Source organism: Candidatus Zymogenus saltonus (assembly GCA_016929395.1).
Taxonomy (GTDB): Bacteria; Desulfobacterota; Zymogenia; order Zymogenales; family Zymogenaceae; genus Zymogenus; species Zymogenus saltonus.
Genome location: JAFGIX010000003.1, coordinates 96759 through 116987 on the forward strand (window position 1 = coordinate 96759; position 20229 = coordinate 116987).

The 20229-nt window shown below is 50.7% G+C and carries 16 protein-coding genes; 12 read left to right on the forward strand and 4 right to left on the reverse strand.

The features are described 5' to 3' along the window. Positions 1-70: 70 nt before the first annotated feature. The gene (locus JW984_00780; protein ID MBN1571713.1) at positions 71-1126 is read right to left on the reverse strand and encodes a histone deacetylase; all 1056 of its coding nucleotides are present in this window, start codon (positions 1124-1126) and stop codon (positions 71-73) included. A 263-nt stretch (positions 1127-1389) separates the two neighbouring features. On the opposite strand from JW984_00780, the gene JW984_00785 reads away from it, so the two are divergent. The 8 genes from JW984_00785 to rfaE2 all read left to right on the forward strand — a co-directional run bounded on the left by JW984_00785 (position 1390) and on the right by rfaE2 (position 10890). Further along, positions 1390-2472, forward strand: coding sequence for a PAS domain S-box protein (locus tag JW984_00785; GenBank protein MBN1571714.1), 1083 nt, complete (start codon positions 1390-1392; stop codon positions 2470-2472). 3 nt (positions 2473-2475) lie between these two features. Then, positions 2476-3813, forward strand: coding sequence for a sigma-54-dependent Fis family transcriptional regulator (locus tag JW984_00790; protein ID MBN1571715.1), 1338 nt, complete (start codon positions 2476-2478; stop codon positions 3811-3813). A 233-nt stretch (positions 3814-4046) separates the two neighbouring features. After that, positions 4047-4961, forward strand: coding sequence for a response regulator (locus JW984_00795; protein ID MBN1571716.1), 915 nt, complete (start codon positions 4047-4049; stop codon positions 4959-4961). Positions 4962-5034: 73 nt separating this feature from the next. Then, complete coding sequence (locus JW984_00800; GenBank protein ID MBN1571717.1) at positions 5035-5403, forward strand: roadblock/LC7 domain-containing protein; 369 nt, start codon at positions 5035-5037, stop codon at positions 5401-5403. A gap of 545 nt (positions 5404-5948) precedes the next feature. Then, the gene (locus JW984_00805; protein MBN1571718.1) at positions 5949-6851 is read left to right on the forward strand and encodes a hypothetical protein; all 903 of its coding nucleotides are present in this window, start codon (positions 5949-5951) and stop codon (positions 6849-6851) included. An 18-nt stretch (positions 6852-6869) separates the two neighbouring features. Continuing rightward, positions 6870-7790, forward strand: a complete 921-nt coding sequence (locus JW984_00810; protein MBN1571719.1) for a DUF2520 domain-containing protein — start codon at positions 6870-6872, stop codon at positions 7788-7790. Positions 7791-7815: 25 nt separating this feature from the next. Further along, positions 7816-10401, forward strand: coding sequence for an AsmA-like C-terminal domain-containing protein (locus JW984_00815; protein MBN1571720.1), 2586 nt, complete (start codon positions 7816-7818; stop codon positions 10399-10401). 12 nt (positions 10402-10413) lie between these two features. Continuing rightward, the gene (gene rfaE2 / locus JW984_00820; protein MBN1571721.1) at positions 10414-10890 is read left to right on the forward strand and encodes a D-glycero-beta-D-manno-heptose 1-phosphate adenylyltransferase; all 477 of its coding nucleotides are present in this window, start codon (positions 10414-10416) and stop codon (positions 10888-10890) included. Between the two features lie 552 nt (positions 10891-11442). On the opposite strand, the gene trxA is transcribed toward rfaE2, so the two are convergent. Continuing rightward, on the reverse strand, positions 11443-11772 hold the full coding sequence (gene trxA, locus JW984_00825) for a thioredoxin (protein MBN1571722.1): 330 nt from the start codon (positions 11770-11772) through the stop codon (positions 11443-11445). Positions 11773-12025: 253 nt separating this feature from the next. Between trxA and JW984_00830 the strand changes: the two genes are divergently transcribed. The 3 genes from JW984_00830 to JW984_00840 all read left to right on the forward strand — a co-directional run bounded on the left by JW984_00830 (position 12026) and on the right by JW984_00840 (position 16611). Further along, positions 12026-13105, forward strand: coding sequence for a DSD1 family PLP-dependent enzyme (locus JW984_00830; protein MBN1571723.1), 1080 nt, complete (start codon positions 12026-12028; stop codon positions 13103-13105). Positions 13106-13195: 90 nt separating this feature from the next. Beyond that, positions 13196-14428, forward strand: a complete 1233-nt coding sequence (locus JW984_00835; protein MBN1571724.1) for an inner membrane CreD family protein — start codon at positions 13196-13198, stop codon at positions 14426-14428. Between the two features lie 452 nt (positions 14429-14880). Next, positions 14881-16611: an AMP-binding protein gene (locus JW984_00840; GenBank protein MBN1571725.1), complete on the forward strand. Its 1731-nt coding sequence runs from the start codon at positions 14881-14883 to the stop codon at positions 16609-16611. Between the two features lie 158 nt (positions 16612-16769). Here JW984_00840 and JW984_00845 read toward each other — a convergent pair whose 3' ends face one another. Beyond that, positions 16770-17822 carry a hypothetical protein gene (locus JW984_00845; protein MBN1571726.1) on the reverse strand — a complete coding sequence of 351 codons (1053 nt, stop codon included), beginning with the start codon at positions 17820-17822 and terminating at the stop codon, positions 16770-16772. A 188-nt stretch (positions 17823-18010) separates the two neighbouring features. Further along, entirely contained in the window at positions 18011-18967 is a 957-nt protein-coding gene (locus JW984_00850) for a TAXI family TRAP transporter solute-binding subunit (protein MBN1571727.1), read from the reverse strand. 205 nt (positions 18968-19172) lie between these two features. Between JW984_00850 and JW984_00855 the strand changes: the two genes are divergently transcribed. After that, a complete protein-coding gene (locus JW984_00855) occupies positions 19173-19886 on the forward strand; it encodes a hypothetical protein (protein ID MBN1571728.1) in 714 nt (237 codons plus the stop codon). Positions 19887-20229: the final 343 nt, after the last annotated feature.

Here is a 20229-nt window from a genome sequence, read left to right on the forward strand (position 1 = left end):
AGGGTGATTGTAAAGAGAATTGATCCCCCCTGTTTTAAAGACAACGAGAAGTACCCTGTGGCCCTGATGATCAGAAGCAGTTCCAGTAGTTTTTTTGAACCGATACCACGGCTGCAATTATCTCGTTTGAGATCCTCCCGAAGGCGTCGTCGATATCCTTTTTGGTTATATCGGGATCGGTCGAATCCTTTCCCATCAGCTCTTTTATTACGCTCTTTACGCCATCTCTTAGCCCCCCGAGATGGTATCCCCCCTCCAGCGTTATCAGGAGCTTTCCGCCGGCGCTTTTCTCGGCAATCGACATGAGGACCTGGGCTAGGGCCGCAAAGCCCTGGGGCGTTACCTGCATCCCTCCCAGCGGGTCTTTGAAATATATGTCGAAGCCGGCCGAAACGATCACGAGCTCAGGCTTGTATTCCTCGGCTATCGGCTCCAAGACCTTTTTGAATATCTTGTAGTATTCGGCGTCGCCGTTTCCTATGTTCAGAGGAACGTTGACGGTAAATCCCTCTCCCTTTCCGCCTCCCACCTCCCTGAGGCTTCCGGTCCCGGGATAGTATGGGAACTGGTGGGTGGAGAAGTAGAGGACGCGGTCGTCTTCCCAGAAGGAGTGCTGGGTGCCGTTTCCGTGGTGGAGGTCCCAGTCGCAGATCAGGACCCTTTTTAGGGAATATTTTTTTATCGCGTAGAGCGCCGCGATGGCGGCGTTGTTGAAGAGGCAAAAGCCCATCCCCCGGTCCGCCTCGGCGTGGTGTCCCGGCGGGCGCACCAGGGCCAGGACGTTGTCGAGCTTCCCATCGTACATATCGTCTATACCCAGGAGGAGGCCGCCGGCGGCGAAGAGGGCCGCGTCGAACGACTTCTCCGAGGTCTGGGTGTCCGGGTCAAGAGAGGAGTGGGAAAGGCCCGCTGTGGCGGCGACCTTGTCGAAATACGAGGGCTTGTGTATCAGCCCGATCTCTTCCCGGGAGGCCTTTCTGGGAGTGATCTGGACGAACTTTCCGGCAATGTCCTCGTCTTCGAGCATCTTGTAAAGTACCACGAGCCTTTCCGAGCTTTCGGGGTGGAATCTCCCTGTATCGTGCTCGATGTAAATAGGGTCCGTAACTATACCGGTCTTTGTCATCGCTACACTCCTCAAATATTTGATATGTGGGGGTAAGATCTCTCCACCTCTAATAAATATCACTAACGGCGGAAAAAATCAATGTTTTTAGGCGGCAATTTAAATATAAATTTAACTGGTGATTTGGCCGGCAATTGACGTTTGACAATTGATATTTCTATTTGATATTATACAAAAAGAGAGGACTCTTTGATTTCTTGCAAGCTGTTTGAAATCGTGATTTTCAATCAAGACGGGGCTTAATTTAAAAAAGGTCTTATTTTATGAAGAAAGTTACTGAAGAGCTGGAAACCCTTAGGGAATTTACCGAGAGCATGGTCGAGGTCGTTCAGGACGGCCTTATCTCCATCGACAAAAAAGGTAAGATCACATACTTCAACAAGTCGGCGGAGGATATTTTGGGTTACAGGAAGGAGAAGGTTATCGGGATGGATTTGAAGGAGATCTTCAGTCCCGATGACTATAACTATATCGTCTCGTCCAAGTTCAGGGCGGGGGAGGTGAGTGTGGGCAAGGAGACGAATGCCAAAAAAGAAAATGGCGAAGAAATCTCCATCGGCTTCAGCACGGCCGCCCTCTCCGATGATGCGGGAGGTTTGGGGGGTCATATCATTACATTCAAGGACTTGACGGAAATCCACAGGATGCAGGAGGAGATTCTGAGAATGGACAGGCTCTCCTCGCTGGGGGAGATTTCGTCCGGTATAGCCCATGAGATCAGAAATCCCCTTGCCGCCATAAAGACCACCGCCCAGGCGATGGAGGAGGAGATCGACGAGTCCGATCCGAAGAGGGAGTTCTTGAGCAGGATAGTAAAGGAGATAGACCGCCTGGACTTGATGCTCAGGACATTCTTCTCCTTTGCAAGACCCAAAAGGCCCGAGCTTACCAACTGTGACATAAGGGAGGTTATCAGGGAGGTCCTTCTCCTCTTAAACAAAGACATTAACAATAACAAAATCAAGGTGGTGGAAAAATACGATGATAATCCCTTTTCCGTATATGCGGATTTCTCCCAGCTCCAGCAGGTATTTCTAAATCTTTTCTTAAACGCAATTATCTTCATGGAAGAATCCAAGGAGAGAAAGATCGTTATCTCGGTAAAAAACAAAAAGGAGAAGAAAGAGGAGTTTTTGGAGATCATCCTGGAGGATACAGGCATCGGGATAGACGAGGAGCATATAAACAAAATCTTCGATCCGTTTTTTACAACCAGGGCGAGGGGGGTCGGTCTCGGCCTTTCCATAACATATCGAATCGTTACAAAGCACGGGGGCAACATCGTTGTCCACAGCAAGAAGGGAGAGGGCGCAAAATTCGTTATCACCCTTCCCGCTATGGCTTAAAAAATGAAACCAATTGTTTTGATTGTTGAAGACGACCAGTTGATGTCCGATTCCCTCAAGAAGGTCCTCAATGGAGAGGGATTCAGTGCGATTTCGGCCGCGACCGGGGCCGAGGCGAAAATGCTGATCGAAGACTCGGTCGTTCATCTCGTGCTTCTGGATATAAGACTGCCCGATACGGACGGACTTGATCTGCTGAAGGTAATCAAGGAGTTCGAGCCGGACATACCGATACTCGTTATGACCGCCTATTCGGATGTGACGGTGGCGGTCAACGCCATGAAGAAAGGGGCCACCGATTATATACAGAAGCCCTTCGAGCTGGACGAGCTCAAGTTCATCGTTCATAGGGCGCTGGAGGATTCAAAGCTAAAGAGCGAGCTTACTACCTTAAGAAGGGCGAGGGGGGCCGAACACACGGAGATTGTAGGCAGAAGTCCGAAGATGAGGGCGCTCAAGGAGCTTATCGACGTGGTTGCGGAGACCCCCAGGACCCCGGTCCTCGTTGTAGGAGAGAGCGGAACCGGAAAGGAGCTGGTGGCCGCGGCCATCCACAGGGCGTCGGACAGAAAGGACGCCCCGCTGGTCAAGATAAACGTCAGCGCAATCCCCGAAAACCTTCTGGAGTCGGAGTTCTTCGGCTATAAGAAGGGCGCATTTACCGATGCAAAGGAGAACAAGAAGGGTCTCTTCGAGCTCGCCCACGGCGGCACCCTCTTTTTGGATGAGGTAGGTGAGATGCAGCTATCCCTCCAGCCGAAGCTCCTCAGATTCTTGGAGACCCAGTCGTTCAATCCGATAGGAGGCGTTAAAGAGATAAAGGTGGATGTCAGGGTTATCACCGCGACAAACCAGGACCTCTCCCTGCTGGTCTCGCAGGGCAGGTTTCGTGATGACCTCTATTATCGCCTTAAGGTAATGGTCATCGAGGTGCCGCCCTTAAGGGACAGGGCGGAGGATATCCCCGAACTTATAGACCTCTTCCTCTCCATGGCGAATAAGGAGCTGAGGAAAAACATCCTATCCGTTTCCAGAGAGGCCCAAGACATCCTCATGAACTACAATTGGCCCGGGAACGTCCGGGAGCTCAAGAACGTTATAGAGCGCGCCGTTATCCTCTCTCATTCCGACGAGCTTGACGTTGAAAACCTTCCCATGGAGCTGGTCAGCGGCGGGGAGGCGCAGATGGGCGTGGATTTGAAGAAGATCTCCGAGGTGGAGCGGGACTATATAAAGAAGGTGCTCTATCATACATCGGGGAACAAATCCGAGGCCGCCAAGATCCTGGGGATATCCCGATCGACCCTCTTTGAAAAGCTCAGAAAATACGAGTTAGATTAGTGTCCGAATTTAGGACGCCCCGATTGTCCGATTTCCGGTCACCGGCGAAATCCATTCAAGAAAATCGCCTCTATAAAAAATATCCTGCCGAAAACACTCTCTAAAGCCCTGTAATTATTGATATAATTCCCGCCGGAAAATTGCCGCAAAATTCCCACCCACAACCACTTTGGCACAATAATTGCTCTTATATGACAGTGCATTGAAGAATTGAAAGATTAGGAGATTATAGTATGGCCGATCTTGACAAAGTCTTGATAGTTGATGACGAGGAAACCCTTACTTGGAGCATGTCCAAAAGCCTCTCAAAGGATAAGGACAAATTCGATGTAATCGTTGCAAATAGCGCCGAAGACGCCCTGAAGGTACTGGAAGCCCAAAAAAATATTAAGCTCGTCATCACGGACATCAGAATGCCGGGAATCTCCGGGCTCGACCTGCTAAGTAAGATAAGGAAGGAATACCCGGACGTTAAGGTCATAATTATTACCGCCTACGGATCTCCAAGCGTTCAGAGAGAAGCAAATATGAGGGGATCGCTCTACTACATCGAGAAACCCTTCGAGATAAAAGAGATCAGAAAAATCATAATAGACACCCTGAAGGAGGAGAGGAAGGGATTCGAGGGACAGCTTTCAGACCTCCTACTCACGGACGTCATCCAGATGAAATGCCTCGGGAAGTCAAGCTCTTCCCTCTCAATCAAGAGCGGGGCGAGAGAGGGGAAAATCTTCTTTAAAGAAGGCAAGATAGTACACGCCGAAACCGGCAATGCCACAGGGGAGGATGCGTTCTATCAAATCCTTAGCTGGCCGGAGGGCACATTTGCATCCACACGGGCGGACACCCCGAAGAAAAGCACCATCGAAAAGGACTGGCAGTTTCTCGTCATGGAGGGTCTGAGAATAGCGGATGAGGCATCGAAACCGGTCGAAGGGAAAAAGATCGCCGTAAAAGTGGATGAGAAAGAAGAAGACCTCTCTGAATTCTTTGAACATCTCGATATGGGTTTTATATATCTCAAGGAAAATGATCTGAAGAAAGCCAAAAAGGAGTGGGATCAGGCCCTGAAACTCCAACCGGAAAACGAGATGGTCAAATTCAACTTGAGAAAACTCGAAGAGAGAGAAGCCAAGGCGAAAAGCTAGGCAAAGGATTAATAACTACCCTGAAATTTTAAGGGAACATACAAAAAAAATAGAAATATCAAAGGAGGTCTAAATGGCCAGCAGAACTGAAAGCATGACAAATATTCTGAAGGACTTGGAAGCCGGTACCCCGGATATAGAGGCATCCGCTATCGTCAGCGTGGACGGCCTTATTATGGCTTCGGCACTTCCCCAGGATGTCGAAGAAGACAGGGTAGCCGCAATGTCGGCGGCCATGCTGTCCCTCGGTGAAAGGACAGCCCAGGAGCTCAACAGGGGTAAGCTCGATCAAGTCTTCATCAGGGGAGTGAACGGATATGTGCTGCTCATGAACGCAGGCGAGGATGCCGTTCTCACAACACTCGTCAGAAAAGACGCCAAGCTCGGGATTATATTCCTCGACATGAAAAGGGCTGTAGAAGATCTCTCCAAGCTCGTTTAACGCGGGGGGGGTAGGAAAAGGGGGAGAAGAGGGGGAAGAGAGGAAAACGGGGGTAAGGGGGGGAGGAGGAGAAGAGGGGGAGAAAAAGGGAAGATGGGGAGAAAAGAGAGAGACGGGGGGAAAAGAGGGAGATGGGGAGAAAAGAGGGAGATGGGGAGACGGTCGGGGGATGAAACGGCAAAATTGGGGTGGGGAAGTTGATAGATAAGGAGGGGGTGGACGGGTGTCCGGGAAAGACAGGGGTGGATCGTTTGTCAGGAACGGAATTTGGGGATTCGTGGAGTTGTCGGTCAGTTTGTTTATGACGAGTTCTCCCAATCCTCGAGGCATAATCGGCCGGTCACAGCCCGATTTACCCCTTTATCTATGAAAGGTTGTTCATGTGAAAAACCGATAATAGTCTATAGAACATTGAGTGAATAATCTTGTCAGGGGCCTAAAAAAGGCCCCTTTTTTTATTGAAAAGTGAGTTCCTTAACCTCCCTTTGCCTTGACGTGGAAGGAGTAAAGTAATATCATTAAATCAATAATTTGGTGTCAAATCCGTGACTCTTCAGGATAAAATCAACCGTCTGAAAAACCTGATGTACGTCAGGCCGCAGCGCCCCGCAGTTGATTTTCTTGAATTGGACTTCGGCGGCGCGGTCGATGAGCTCATCTACAAAAAGAGGGGGGGACTCTTTCTGAATCTCTACTCTTCGGAGGAGCTTTTGGACCTTTTTTGCGAAATGGAAATTAATGACAAGATTTCCGAGTGCGGTTTTTCAAATATCAAAATGAAGATCAGCGGGGAGAACTCGTTCGACCACAGGTTGAGGCTATATTCGGAATGGGACGGTAAGGACGTTCTCCTTATGGAGCTTGTCGTAAAAGAGGGGATATTCGAGCCGAAGAAGACCTTTATAGAGGACTTCAGCTTTAGAAACGTAAGAATGCTTATGATCGAGTGGTTGAGTCTACAGAATCCTAATGCGAAATTTGAAAAAAATAGGCCGAGACTCCCGGGCCAGAAGTTTCCGGGGCTCGGTATACTGATGGATCTAGAGAGGGTCTTGGTATGTATCTGCGAAAGGCTCGGATACGAGGGTGTTGTCGATGTCCCCGAATACTTTCACGGGGCGCTCATGTACAGTCCAAAGTTCTTCTTTTACGATCCCGAAATGGAAGGAAAGCTCCGCGCAATGATGAGGGACCTTAAAGATATTCCCCTCGCCACGGCCTCAACGGCCGTGCTTTTGAATTGCGTGATAAACGAGGTAACCGGTGAGTATGTTGATTGGTCACCGGGGGAACAGATATTGCCGATATCAAGGGAAATTGAAGATTACTTTAAAAGCGACGGCTATCGCGATCTGGTGCTGAGGGCGGAGATGGAAAACTCATTTGCGGTGGACAATGGTAAACTCGAAATGGAGCTTGAATCCGAGGTTAATAAGTTTCTTATATAGCTTTATTTGGGGGGGCTTATGATGGCCGACAAAGGTAAAGGTGTAAAACGTAAGATCGGAATCGTTGGCGTCGGTAAGGTCGGAACGGCGATAGGCGTCCTTTTGAAGGAGCACGGCTACGAGATAGCCTTTATATCGAGCACAAATAAGGATAAGCTTGAAAAAGCCTCGGTGGAGATGGGGGGCGTCAAAACGATAGACAATCCCGTCGACGGAAATGACAGGTCTGTCGTCGAAAGCTTTCACGGCGCGGACATCATCTTTATCACTACCCCGGACAGGGCGATCGGCGACGCCGCCAAGGAGATGGCGGAGGGAGGGTGTCTGAGGCCGGGGCAAATCGTCCTGCACATGAGCGGCTCCTTGACCTCGGACGTCCTCGCAGCGGCGAGGACGTCGGGGGCGCTGCTCGCGTCCATGCATCCCCTGCAGAGCTTTGCCGATTTCTCTCAGGCGGCAAAGAACATCCCCGGCTCGATCTTCTGCTTGGAGGGGGACAAAGATGCCATGCCTCCGCTTAAGGAGATAATCAAACTCCTCGACGGTATCGAGCTAATCATCCCAAAGGAGGAGAAACCCCTCTATCACGCCGGGGCGGTGGTTGCATCGAACTACCTCGTCTCTTTGGTGTGGGCGGCCGTCCAGATGTACGCGGCTATCGGAATGAGAGAGAAAGACGCCATAAACGCCCTCATGCCCTTGATCGAGGGGACGCTGAACAACATCAAGAAACTGGGAACGCCCAAGGCCCTCACCGGCCCCATCGCCAGGGGCGACTGCGAGACAATCTCGGATCATATCGAGACAATAAGGGTAAAGGTCCCTCACCTCATGGAGTTCTATCGCGTGATGGGGATGTTGACGGTCGACGCCGCCGAAAAGAACCAAAGCACGACAGAGGCGATCTTAAAAAAGATGAGGGGAACCCTCAGGAATTAATAGAATATAAATGCTTTGAAAAACAATGCCCGTAATTAGTAAAAAGGTGAGAATAGGGATTGAGGCCTTCGTCCTTATCTTCCTGATATTTCTCCAGCTTCTGATAATAGCCGTAACTTCCATTGACCTTGAAAAATACAGGCCGGAGATAATAAAGAGCTTGAAGGCGGTTCTGGGGGACGATGTCTCCCTCGGAGAGATCGACTTTTCCCTGTTTCCCTATTTCGGCGTCAGGGGAAGAAGCTTCTCGTTCGCCGGCAAAGGCAACGGGCCCTCGATTGACGCCGAAGAGGTTATCTTCGGGATAAGGTTCCTGAAGCTCCTTTCCGGCGAGGTCATGCCCAAAAAGGTAAGGGTCATTTCGCCGAAAATATCAATTACGATCGAGAGCGATGAGGATATCGAAAATAAAGCCCTATCTTATCTCGACACCTCCGTTTCCGAGATAACGGGGGAAACGAGCCTGAAAGAGGTCTTGATCACCCACGCGGTGGTCGAGATCAAGGACAAGAGGCCGACCGAGGACAAGGACTACACGTTCATCCTCTTCTACTTGAGGTTGATGGGCAATTTCGGAAAGGGGAAAACCGAATACACAATATCTTTTTCACCGCCAGGGGGCGATTTCGAAGGGAGGATCAAATCGATCGGGGAGTATAACGGAAAGAAGGGACTCGTTTCCAAGGTCTGGATAAGAGATGTGCGCCTCGATTTTCTGGATCTCATCTTCGAAGGTCAGTATAACGCCTCCGTCAGGGGGATTGTCGACGGCGAGATAGACATATTCTATAAGGACGGCAAGAACTGGGGAATGAACGGGGGGGTAAAGGGTGAGGGTCTGCGCCTTTCGGGGATTCCTCTCTATCCGGAAGGTCTGAATCTCGACCATATGGCCCTGACGGGAGAGGTTGTATCCAATCCGGAAAATGTTTTGTTAAAAGACCTCGATATATCGAGGGGCTCCATGGATACCTCCCTGAACCTTTCTATCAAGCGGAGGCCGAAGGGGAAGGAGGCCCCGCCCACTGTCGACCTGAGGTCGAAGGTTACCGATTTTGATCTAAAGCGGGACCTGTCGCTTCTGCCCCTTCACCTTATGGAGGATCAGCTGAGGGAGGAGCTGGAGGAGCTTATAGTGTCGGGGGAGGTGGATGCCGATGTCAGATTGAAGGGAAATCCCCTGAAGATAGGCGATAAGGATACGGTTTTTAAGATAAAGTCGAAGATCAAAGACACCGTCTTGAACTTCGAGGAGATCGTGGTCAGGGGATGCTCCGCCGATGTGTCGATTAACGGCGATGTGGTTAATGTAAAAAACGTCGCCTTTAAGTCTCCTGCTGGAAAGATATCCGAATTTCACTGGAAGATCGTGGATTCGTTCACGGTTCCCTATATGAGGGACTTCTACGTAAAGGTGGAGGACATGGCGTTTGAGGACGTCAAGGACATCCTGGCGTCTAAATTCCTGGATATCCTCCCGTTCCTATCCCAAACAGAGGGGGTCGGGCGGGCGAGGGGCTGGATGAAGATAGATGGGCCGATAGCCGAAATTTCCGACCCCCCGGTTATATTCGGTGAGGTGGAATTGGTGGACTGGTCTATGAAGGTGCCTTTCGTAAACGCAACCTTTGTGCCCTTAAATACATCCCTGATCTTCGAGGGCGATCATATGGACATCCCGCCGGTGGAGCTTGATTTTCCCGAATCAAAGCTGAGGGGAAAGGGCATGTTGACGAACTTTGAAAATCCGAGGCTCAGCATGTCGATCGAGGCCCCCTACGTAGACCTCGTTGAATTTTTCGGAACGGGGGATAGTTCCCTCTTTATCAGGGATTTTTCGACAAACCTCTTCTTCGAGGATGGGTATCTCCTCTTGAAGGATATGGGTTTTACCCTCTATGGCGGAAGCTGCTACGGAAGCTGGGGGTATATATACACCGACTCGGAGGAAGACGAGGGACTGTTTTACCTCAACCTTACGGGGGAGGGGACCGATCTCGCCTCATTTTCTTCGGACACGATGATCCTGAAAGACCTGGCGGGAAAGCTGAATTTCATGCTCTCCTTGAAGTCCGAACCGGGAAAACCGGGACGTATCCTCGAAACGTTTGACGGAGACGCCAGGATTGAGATATATAACGGAAATATAAAAAAACTGAGCGTCCTGTCGAAGATCATCTCGATTATGAAGATATCGAACTACTTGAGCTTGAAGTTCCCGAAGATCACAACGGAGGGCGTCCCCTTTGAAAAGATAACGGCCGATTTTGTCATCGAAGACGGTGTGGCGACTACGAAGAACCTGTTTATGGACAGCAGGGTGATAAAGGTCACCGGCGTCGGGAGCGTCGATATGGTCAAAGAGGAGATCGACATGGTTCTGGGCTTTCAGATGCTCGAGACGATAGATCTCATTGTAAACAAGATACCCGTCGTTGGATATGTCCTGACCGGCGACAGCGGGAACCTCTTCACGACATATTTCAAGGTAACCGGCTCCTTTGAAGACCCTCAGGTAAGTTCTATGACCCTAAAGGCGCTGGGGGAGGGGACGCTTAACATATTCGAGAGAATTTACAAATTCCCCCTAAAGGGGCTTATTCCGAGGTAGCGGACTTAAAAAATGTCGAGAGATAAGATCTACAAAAGTGATGAGCTGGCCGGGGTCATAAGGGGCCTCAAGGCGGAGGGAAAGACGGTCGTTTTTACCAACGGCTGTTTCGATATCCTCCACGTGGGGCACGTCAGGTATCTGGCCGTTGCAAAGGGGGAGGGGGATGTCCTTGTGGTCGGCGTAAATTCAGACAGCTCGGTGAGGGGGCTTAAAGGTCAAGGCCGCCCCGTGCAGGATGAAGAGAGCAGGGCCGAGATCATCGCCTCCCTCCGGTCGGTCGACTACGTGGTGATCTTTGACGAATCGGATCCGCTCTCCCTGATATTGAAGCTCAAGCCCGATGTGCTGGTAAAGGGGGAAGACTGGCAGGCGGGGGAGATAATAGGGGGAAAGGAGGTGGAGTCCTGGGGCGGAAGGGTGGTCAGGGCGAAGCTCTCCCCGGGGAGTTCCACCACATCGATCATCGAGAAGATCAGGGGCGGTTAAGTTTTGTTGTTGGAAGAAGACCGGATTTGTAACGACGTTTAGGTGTCGGTTGCTCTCCTAACCTTGTCTGTATTGGGACGGCCCCCGACTTTTTTGATTAGCGCATTTGATACACTGAAAGGTGTAATGGCGTGAGGCTTCTTTATATATGACCGTGTCGGTTACGGCCGAGATATGTAGATATGTGGCATATAAAATCAGGGTTGGTATGTGATCTCTAATATCTGTTCAAATAAAAACACGGGCAAGTTGCCTTGTCCGTGTCGTTAAAACGATAGTTTTTTAAAATCAGCGGTCGCTCAAAATGGGGAGTTAAATCGAACTCAGAATCACTCCATTATCTCAAGGTCCTCTAATTGTCTAATGTCTATCGACCCACTTCCCGCTGTCCAACCGCCCACTTCCCGCTTTCTGTCCGCTCACTCCCAGCTTTTCTTCGACCCGCTCTCCACTAATATTGGCGTAATATCTAACCAACCAACCAAATCCCAAATTCAATTGTCCCGTCTGCCAAAAAACCTTTTCCAATCTTAACGACGGCGGTGTCTGTTCTTAAAGAGAATCGTTGATCGCCTTTTCCAGATGGTTCTTCGGGACCGCCCCGACGATCTGGTCTTTTGGCTCTCCGTCCTTGAAGAGAATCATCGTTGGGATTCCCCTGACGCCGTAATTGGAAGCCGTGCTCGGGTTGTCGTCCACGTTGAGCTTTGCGAACTTTACCTTCCCCTCGTATTCCGCGGCCAGCTCATCGATTATAGGTCCTATTATCTTGCAGGGTCCGCACCAAGGAGCCCAAAAATCCACCAGTGTGAGCTTGTCCGATTTCAAGACCTCGCTGTCAAAACTGTCGTCATTTATCTCCAACACGTTATTTGATGCCATTATGGTCACCTCCAGATTTAGTGTTCATCTTTCTATAAATGAGATGATAATATAATTAATAGGTTTCAAAAATCAAGGAAGAAATTGAAAAAAGCACATAATATATACTTGACTTTCAAAATTGTAAACATGATTATGGGCATTGCAATCGATATTTCAAACCGTGACGGAAAAAGCAGGCATTGGTGAGGGGGGCGAGTGGGGGATGTACCCTCAAAAAATTCGGGCGGTTTCCAGATAATAGGAGGAATACATGAGAGTCAAGACGAAAAAGGAATATATAGATACTCCCGCATTGATAATCGACCTTGAGAAATTCGAGGGCAACCTCAGAAAGATGGCCGACTATTTTAGGGGCGTGGACTCGGACATCAGGCCCCACATAAAGACCCACAAGTGCCCGGTGATGGCGATAAAACAGGTAAACGCCGGGGCGATCGGTATTACGTGCGCCAAGGTGGGCGAGGCGGAGGTGATGGCAAAGGCCGGGATAGGCGATATATTGATTGCCAATCAGGTGGTGGGCGCCTCGAAGATCATGAGGCTATTGGATCTCCTTCACCTCGCCGACGTGAAAGTGGCGGTGGAAGATAAAGCCAACGCGGCCGAGCTCAACGATGGCGCCAAAAACAGAGACAAAATCTTGAAGGTCATCATCGAGGTGGACGTGGGGATGGGGAGATGCGGCGTCAGGAGCTTTGAAGAGGCCGTCGGGCTGGCAAAGGAGATAGAGGGGATGAAAAACCTCGAGCTCGCCGGCATCATGGGCTACGAGGGGCACATAATCTTCACGTTCGAGAAGGAGGAGAGGGTAAGGCTCGGGACCGGGTGCATGGAGGCCCTCGTGGATTATAAGAACGGCCTCGAAAAGGAGGGCTTTGAGGTCCCCATCGTCAGCGGAGGGGGGACCGGCACCTACGACATCGCATCGAAGGTCAAGGGGGTGACCGAGGTTCAGGCCGGGTCGTACCTTACGATGGACGTCACATACGGCTACCTGAACCTCGGCTTCGGGCAGGCGCTGACCATCCTGACCTCGGTAATCTCGATCCACGGGGATCACGTTATCCTCGACTGCGGGATGAAGTCGGTAAGCTCCGAGTTCGGCCAGCCCCATGTTGTCGGGATCGAGGGGGCTTCTGTCTCCTCCCTTTCGGAGGAGCACGGCCACATGACCTTCGAGGGCGCCTCGAAGCTCAAGATCGGCCAGAAGGTCGAGCTTGTCCCGACACACGGCTGCACCACAATTAACCTCCACGACAGGTTCTACGTGGTGAAAGACGATATTCTCGAAGGGGTATGGGAGATCTCCGCCAGGGGCAAGTTCGTTTAGATATTAAGATATTTTTGGAACCATGTTTTCCCCTTTTTGTCGGAAAGGGAAAGGAAAATTGTTTTAGAAGCGGATTAAAAGGGGATAATCATGGTTAAGAAGATCGCGGCGCTCGTATTTATTTTTATCTGCACATCCATTGCGTGGATGATCCTAGGGGCGACCCTCGAGGTCAGGAGCAGCGAGGTCGACGAGAGGCTCGGGTACGAGGTGGACAGCCTCTACGGCCCCGCCCAGCACCAGGTCGCGCCCCTCTTCGGCTATTCCTACAAGGTCGACACGTCCAGTTACGATGAAAAGCTGAAGAGGAAGGTTAAGACCTTTAGGACCGTGTCGGGGAATCTCCCGATCGAGAGGAGCGACATAGATGTGGACCTCTCCCTCGACTACAGGAGGAAGGGGCTTCTGTGGTACAGCACCTACGCGGTCGGCTTTGACGGCACCTATAAGACAAAAAACAGCACCGACAACAAGGTCGATCTCAATATCCTGTTCAGGTTTCCATCCTCAAACAACGAGTACGACGACTTTCATTTTTACATCGACGGCAAGGAGGTTGAAAAGCTTGATTGGGGAAAGGAGGGTGTGGGGAAGACCGTAAGCCTTGGACCCAACGAGGAGCTGACGTTCAGGGCGGTCTATCTGTCCCGTGGCAAAACGGAGTGGGCCTACAAGTTCGGCGACGAAGATATTGTGGAGGTGGTCGATTTTTCTATGACGGTAAATACCGACTTCAAGGCCGTCGATTTTCCGGAAGGCTCCATCTCCCCAACCTCGATGGAGGACACGGATTCCGGGAAGAAGCTGACCTGGGATTACGAGAAGAAGATCTCAGGGAAGATGATCGCCGTCGAGATGCCGACGAAGCTGAACCCGGGACCGCTGGCGGCAAAGATAACCTTCTTCGCGCCGGTGTCCCTCTTCTTTTTCTTCTTCATCATATTTATCATAACCACGCTGAGGGATATACGGATTCACCCGATGAACTTCTTCTTCCTGGCATCCGCCTTTTTTGCCTTTCACCTCCTCTTCGCATACCTCGTCGATCATCTCGATGTCAACCTCTCGTTCATTATCTCGGCGGCGGTGTCGGTGCTTCTGGTGGTGAGCTACTTGAGGCTTGTGGTGGGGGCCAGGTTTGCGCTCGTGGAGGCGGGCATATCACAGATCGTTTATCTGGTCCTCTTTTCGTACAGCTTCTTCTTCAAGGGATACACGGGCCTAATCATAACGATCACCTCCATCATCACCCTTGCTATCCTGATGCAGATGACGGGGAGGATAGACTGGGACGAGAAGTTTAAGGCCCTCCCCAAAAAATAGTGCTCTTTGGGGATTTCTGTCCTTAAGCCGTGTCTGTCGCTTTCGGCGGGGGGGAATGGCACTTTGATTTTAAGCAAAGGCCGTTTCCCCCGCTGCGTCTCTGATGCATGAGAATCCCCGGAGAATTGCATTAAGGGTTTCGATTGCAGATGGTGACGTCCCCTTGAGCCTTTAACCGAAAAATTTGCGGTTCCGCTTCCCTCCTATTTTTTGCCTGTATACAAAATTGAAAGGTTTTTTTGCCTTTTTACTCGTATATGCGATAAACCGCAGTGATCGCAACAATCGGACGGGTTGAAAATAAGTTGTTGTATGGAAGGTAAAATAAGGGTAGAATACTAAACATTGTTTTAAGATTTGGAGCAATCGGTTTTAAAGGATTTCAGCCTCGATTTTCTAAACATGTATATATCTACTTATAACCAAAATTCATAATTTATGGAGGAATCGTTATGGCAGATGAAAAAAATTATAAGGCTTGGCCAAAGGGGAGGCCGAAATCCCTTTATTACCCCGAAATCCCCGTGTATCAGATTCTTAACTCCACCGCGACGAAACATCCGGACAGGGTGGCAATCCGATTTGCGGGGATGGAGCTTACCTATCAGGAGCTTCTGACCCTCTCCCACAAGTTCGCCCATGCGCTGAAGGCCAGGGGCGTGAAGAAGGGAGATAGAGTGGGTATCCACCTTCCGAACTGCCCTCAGTTCGCCATTGCCTACTATGCGGTTTTGAAGCTGGGGGCCATCTTCGTCCCCTTCTCGCCGCTGGGGGGAGAGAGGGAGCTGGAATACCAGATGAACGACTGCGGCTGCGAGACCTTCATCACCCTCGATCTGATAATGGCTCCCGTACTGAATGTCTACAAGAAGACTAAGGTAAAAACCCTGATAGTTGTATCTCTGGCGGACACCTACCCGCCCGTGACCGCGCCGGTAAAGACGCTTAAAAAATTCCCCGTCCAGACGGGGGAGGACTTTCAGCTCCTCCTCGAGGAGGGGGGCACCGACCCGGTAAACGTCGAGGTAAATCCGAGAGAGGATATCGCACACCTCTCGTACACCGGCGGGACGACGGGGTTGAGCAAGGGGGTTATGATAACGCACCTGAACGTGATCGCCAACGTGGCGCACACGACCCACTGGTTCTCCGGCGGCAACGTCACGTACAAGGACGGCATCCTGGATATCGACCTCTCCCTTGTCGAGAAGGAAATAACTAAAAACGATGATCAGCCGCTGAAGATGGGTCTGACGGTTTTGGTAGTGGTCCCCTGGTTCCACGCCATGGGGACCATAGGCTACCTGAACAACCTCATATACGGCTCGCACACGCTGATCGTATTTCCACGGTTCGATCCCTACGAATATATCAGAGCTGTGGAGAAGTACAAGGCGGATATGATGGGCGGAGCGCCCCAGCTCTACATCCCGCTGGTGCAGCACCCGGAGTTTAAAAAGGTGGATATGTCAAACATCAAGCTCGCGGTCTCCGGAGCGGCGCCGCTGCCCGTCCCCGTTCTCGACCAGATGCTCAAGGCCTTCTCAGGAATCGTCAGCGAGGCCTACGGCATGACCGAGGTGACGATGTTGGGGATGGCAAATCCTCCCTCGAGAAAGGCGCTGAAGCCCGGCTCCGTCGGCATCCCTGTCTTTGACACCTACGCCAAGGTGATCGACCTGACGACGGGCGAGCCCCTCGGGCCAGGAAAGGAGGGGGAGATATGCATGAAGGGGCCCCAGGTCATGAAAGGCTACTGGAACAAGCCGGAGGAGACCAAGATGGTCTTGATCGACGGCTGGGTCCACTCCGGCGACATCGGCTGCTGCGACAAGGACGGTTATTTCTACATCACCGACCGAAAGAAGGATATGGTCATATACAAAGGCCACAACGTCTACCCGAGGGAGCTCGAGGAGATAATCTTCGAGCATCCAAAGGTTGCCCACTGCGCCGTTGTGGGGAAAAAGGACGAAAAGGGGGGCGAGATACCGGTGGCCTTCATCCAGCTAAAGCCGGATACCAAGGCCGCGGCCGAAGAGATCATGGGCTTCGTCAACGAGAAGATCGCCCAGTACAAGCACGTTCGGGAGGTCCATTTCATAGACGAGATCCCCGTCAGCGGCGCCGGGAAGGTACTGAAGAGGGTCTTGAGGGACAGGCTCGAAGAGGAGAAGGATTGAGATTCGTCTCTTTGATTCTTTTTCCCGGCCTGAAAATTTGGAAGTCAAATGTTTGGGGGGCAATATTTATATGCCCCCCTTTTTCTGCAGGCGGCTTTCACATTCAAAAGCTGAATTTGCCGTCCCCGCCGATCCAAAAAAAGTCAATCTTGATTATCTTACAGGATGTGGCGGATGAAGGGCTCCCTCCTCGATTCCTTGAGGTAGATGCACCTTCTCCCCGGTATCATGGCCGCCGAAATGGAGGTCTTGTAGTATCCCTCCGTAAGATAAAGGAGGTCCTTACCGGATGAGATGGCGTCGGTTATTCCGCTTACGTTCCACCTGATCTTGCTCTTTATTACATCGCAGGTCTCCTCGAACCTCCTCTCGCTCAGGTCGTATATCCTCCTCTCAAACAGCTCCGGGGGCGAAGTCTCGGGGTGAACCTCGAGGTGGGGCAGATCCACGCTCATGAGGCGCTCCGACAGGAAGTGCTGCGTCGACACGATGAAGCCCTCCCTTTCTCCCCTTACGGAAAAAGAGTCGGGTGTCAGCTCGACGACGGCTATTTCGTTCGGGTCGGCGATTGCCATCATGCCGGAAGCCCCCCTCGGGATTTTGCCGATCAATTCTTTTGCCGTGTCCACGCTCTTGCATTTCCTCAATATCTCGGAAATGGTTCCGGACAGGGGTAAAAAGCCTTTGCCGTTCCCCTCGAAGGGCTTCAGACCCAGGGCAACGGACAGCCCCCCGTCGTTGATACCAAAGATCGCTCCCGGGGACGTGATGAGGGAGACCTCGAGTCGGGAGAACTCGTCATCGGCGTATATCTTCTTGAAGGTCATAAAGGGGTGCAGGTAAAAGGGCGCGTCGAGGTTGACGCAAAGGGCCGGGAATCCTTCCTCGAAGTTCTTATAGGACAGGCCCATAAGAAGGGCCGTGGTTGGCGGGGCGTACCGGAAGACCTCTCCCAGCTCCGTCAAATAAATCTTGAAAAGCTCCTCCGGCTCGATGACCGCCCCCCTCGAGAGGGCGTTTATCCTTTTAAGTTCCATTTTAAGCGATTCGCCGTAGGCCCTGCCCATCTTCTTGGAAAGCGCCCGCCCGTCCATGTTGTCTATCTGCTTGAGGGCGTCTCCCCAGATGATTTTCTCCAGAATATCCTTTATGTACCTTCCCTCTTCAAAACCCCTCGTCTCTATGTTCCCCTCAAGGGAGATCGTTATCATTTTATTCCCCAAAAGACTCGTAAGTGTTTTTTAAAAATGCAAGGTCTGTCTAAACTTGAATATGAAACGTAACATCTTGAAATCGGCCATTTTTACACTATTAGGCCGTTTCTCATCTCTTAACAATTTCCCCGGCAGGCCCGTATCTTCAAGGTAATCGCCATTTGCAGGGAATCAGGCCGTGGAATTCAATCACCACCGCTTTTAAAAAATTCCACGGCTCCCGGGTGGTACTCTATCACCTTGTATCTTTGGCTCATCTGAGCGTCTATCGGAAGATTGACTGAATTGAGATATTCCATGCTCTTTGCATCAAAGAGGTCTGACAAGAGAGCCTTCGCCGTCTTCTTGTTCAACGATCTTGTAGACACAAGTAGGATAGGTTTTGCCACAGTTACCACCGGCTCTTTTTGTTTGGGGTATTTGTTTGCGGCAATCGTGTGCGAAAACCAGATCGGGGAAGACCCCCTTAACTCCGAGACGGCGGAATCGTCGACCGACAGGATAACGAGGGAGCTTCCCATGACCTTTTTAATATCTTGAACCGCCTTAACCGGGGGAATTCCAAAATACACGGCCCCGTCTATAGAGCCGTCGATCATCAGCTCCGCGGACGTTTCGTAATCCCACTCGTTTCCCCCCTCGTGGAAGTTTTCAACCCCGAGAGACTTCAGGCTTACGTATGCCCCGTATCTCCTGTAATCGCCCTTTCTCCCGAGATAGATCATCTTTTCCGTCATGTCCAAGACGTTGTTTTTTTCGGACTTTGCGGAAACCAGCACAAAATGCTCCACCTCGAGCCCTAAAACGGCCAGGGCAAGGACGTCCCTCCTCAGAAGCTTGGAAAATCTTCCCACCCCCGAAGTGGCTTCGTAGGCGGAGAGGGCGTCAACAATCGCGAGGTTGGAGTCATGAGAAAAGAGCATCTTTATGCTCTCGTAAGGGCCTGAAGATGAGATCAGTTGGACGTCGGGCCCGCCCCCCTTGGAGCTGATCTTTACCTCGGTCAGGGCGGAGCCGATATGGTTCGACAGTTTCCACATGTCACTGTTCTTGGGCCCGCAGACCATCTTCAGCTCTTCGGAAGCCGATACAAGAGATATTATCAGAACAAAGAGTAATGTGAAAAAAAATACCTTTTTCATGGTTTTTCCCGATAAAAAGTTAAATATGAATCGATTTTGCATAACACTATCGCCTATTTTTATTGAAAGTTAGGAAGATGTCAAGAATTTTAAAAAGTATTGCACCTATGTATTAAGGAAATTTAATTATTTTTATATTGACAAAATCGCGCCATTTTCTGTACGCTATTCAATCGGAAATGTGACATATATCACAAAAGTTGCCGTGAAAAGAACAAAGAAATTTCTCAGCACTTTATCTCCGTTGGCGGCGGCGATCTTTCTCATCTTTAATTCAGGGATAATGTCGGAAACGGCCCATGCCGTTGAACTTTCCCTCGATTTCATCGATTTTCCCAAAAAAACGGCTGACCTCTTCAGGGCCGGTTTCCCGGAAATTAAAAAAGAGCTCGAAAATATAAATGATTTCAGGGATTCAACCGGCAGCCTTTTTATTTATCGGGACAGCGAGAGGGACGAATACAAGGCAACATTCATCCTCGGTCTTGATCTCTCCGTTTTCGGCGTGGATGAAAGGAGGATTTCGAAGGAGAAGCTGGATCTCAGGCCCTTTGCCCCTCTGTTTCTCGCCTTGGACGACTATATAGAGTCGGTGAGGGTCTCGTCAAGCGACATGGAAGAGAGAAGGCTCATATCGAAGATCGTCATGAGCATAATGCTCATAAACGAAAAGGGCGACAGTTTCGAGTTCTATGCAGATACCGATTATTTCATGGGACTCAGGGAGGTGATTATCTCCCCGAATTTTGTCTTCGAGAAGAGGGAGGAGGGGGAAAAGAAAGGGAAAAAGGTCTTCGCCATCTACATGGAGCCGACGGAGATCGTAAGCCAGATATTCATTTTGCCCCCCGCAAGGGATGAGAACGGCACACTGAACCCTGTAAGCCTCCTCTACGAATTCCTCTACTTTGAATACTGACGGGGGGCCGGCCGTATATTCTAGTTGGACGCAAGTTTTTGGTTGGCCGCATGTTTTAATTCGATAGGCGGTTGGGGGAACGAGGCGATTGGGGGATGGGGCGATTAGAGGGACGAGGCGGTTGGGGGAACGATAAAAGGGATTGGGCGATGGGGGGAGGTTATTAGGGAGGGGCAGGGATTGTGTCAGGATATTTGATGAGACAGTCAATAGAATAGAATTAACAAAGCGGGTGACGGAAGTGGGTGGGAGCGGTGGGAGCGGTAGTGAAATATTGTGATTGGTTCAAAAAGAATTCACAACAAGGTTATTTAAGGCCATGTTTGTGAGGATTTGGATTTGA